This is a genomic window from Rhizobium ecuadorense (assembly GCF_001187535.1).
Lineage (GTDB): Bacteria > Pseudomonadota > Alphaproteobacteria > Rhizobiales > Rhizobiaceae > Rhizobium > Rhizobium ecuadorense.
Genome location: NZ_LFIO01001181.1, coordinates 1 through 404, shown reverse-complemented (window position 1 = coordinate 404; position 404 = coordinate 1). Strand labels below are relative to the sequence as shown.

At 59.4% G+C, this 404-nt stretch carries 2 pseudogenes; one reads left to right on the top strand and one right to left on the bottom strand.

The features are described from left to right. Positions 1-105: pseudogene (locus AF337_RS46650) on the top strand (D-apionate lactonase family protein); the annotation flags it as partial. Here AF337_RS46650 and AF337_RS40820 read toward each other — a convergent pair. Next, positions 101-404: pseudogene (locus AF337_RS40820) on the bottom strand (GH36-type glycosyl hydrolase domain-containing protein); the annotation flags it as partial. The pseudogenes AF337_RS46650 and AF337_RS40820 sit on opposite strands and share 5 nt — an antisense overlap.

Genomic DNA, 404 nt, shown 5'->3' with positions numbered 1-404 from the left:
GATCTCGCCAACGGCAACCTCCGCACCATCCGCTACAACGGGACAGAGGTGCTGCGAGCGATTTCCTATCTCGTTCGCGACCGGGACTGGGGCACCTACAGCCCAATCGATAGCCATGCTCCAGCGCACGGATGCAATGCTCGTAGATGGAGCCGGACTGTTCGCTGGTCGCCGGCTGGCTGAAGTCTTCCTCCTGGTCTTTTTTCAACACCGGCGACGTGATGAAGGGAACCATCTCATCAAGCAGTTGAACGTCGCCCGTCGTGGACACGTAGTGGTGAACGACCAGAGGCAAGAAATAGAGGTCATCGGTGATCCGGGTACGCACGCCGATACCGGATGGAGGATGCCACCAGTGCTGGACGTCCCCCTCCTCAAATTGCCGTGCTGCCGATCGCAGGATC